The following is a 1,140-nucleotide window of genomic DNA, read 5'->3' on the forward strand; positions in this document are numbered from 1 at the left end:
CAGACTTTTCTCTACAGTACCGATTTTTGAGACTGGGATCATGGGATGAGACAACGATTATTTTTGCCTGTATTGATAGCACTGGCGTTTATGCGTGCTCCTGTTGTTCAGGCGGCAGGTTTTGCCATTGCTGACAGCCCGATAGGTTACGGGAAAAGCATGAATGGGGCTGTATCGGACAAACTGTTTTACAACATTGGTGGCGGATCAGTGATATCGCAGCCGGCGACCCGCAGCAATCTGCAACATCTGGGCGGATTAAACCTCGGTTGGAGCAGTGACCTGATGTGCGGTAACTTTGATTTAAAAACGACGGTAGGGAATCAGCTTAATGGCCTGACTTCGGGTTTTAAAAATCTGATGGGGAAAGTGATACAAGGGGCTACTGGGGCCGTAGCCAGTTTGCCGGCAATGGTTATCCAGCGTGCTAATCCGGGATTATATGAAATGCTGACCAACGGTGTATTACAGGCAGGCATTGCGTTCGACAAATCACAACTGAGTTGCCAGAACATGTCACAGCGTATGATGGATTTTTCGGATAGCAGTAAATGGACTAAAGCGGCGTTGATGGAGGAATACAAAACGTTGGTGAATACCGGCAACGGTGATGCGGTTGGCACGACACAAAAAATGGAGGTTGCGGACGGTACACAAGGTTCAAACTGGATAGGGGGTGAAAAACGGGGAGGAAAAGGGCAGAAAGCCATTCAGCCTATCCGGGATTTGGCAAAAGCTGGCTTCAATATGATGAACAACCTGCCGGCGAATAGCCATGCCAATATCAACCGCACACAATGTAATGGTGCTGCTTGCCAGAAATTCAAGAACAGTGAAGAAGTTGCCGCCGCGGTAGTCAGGGTGTTAGGTGATCGTTCGGTTCGTACTTGTACTGACAGTCGTCAGTGTACCAGTGGTGGTACCGAAGATCAGCCGGGTGCGAGTGTCGCTGGGACGGGGTTTGCGCCGATGCTGGAAGACGCTACCAGAACCAACATTGAGCAATTGATGAAACTGATCAGCGGGGAAAATGCTCCTACCGTAGTCAATCTGGCAAAACTCAAAACGGGTAGCCTGGCGGTGACTCGCGGGGTTATCCAGGCCCTGAAACGTGATCCGGACAGTGGGGCTTTGGTGAGT

General features: G+C 50.2%; 1 protein-coding gene. It reads left to right on the forward strand.

Annotation, left to right across the window (positions count from 1 at the left end; genetic code table 11):
* Nucleotides 1–45: 45 nt before the first annotated feature.
* Nucleotides 46–1,140: integrating conjugative element protein (locus C5470_RS21880; RefSeq protein ID WP_166291896.1), on the forward strand; the 1,095-nt coding region annotated here is incomplete at its 3' end.

It is taken from the genome of Photorhabdus stackebrandtii (genome assembly GCF_011189495.1).
GTDB classification, from domain to species: Bacteria; Pseudomonadota; Gammaproteobacteria; order Enterobacterales; family Enterobacteriaceae; genus Photorhabdus; species Photorhabdus khanii.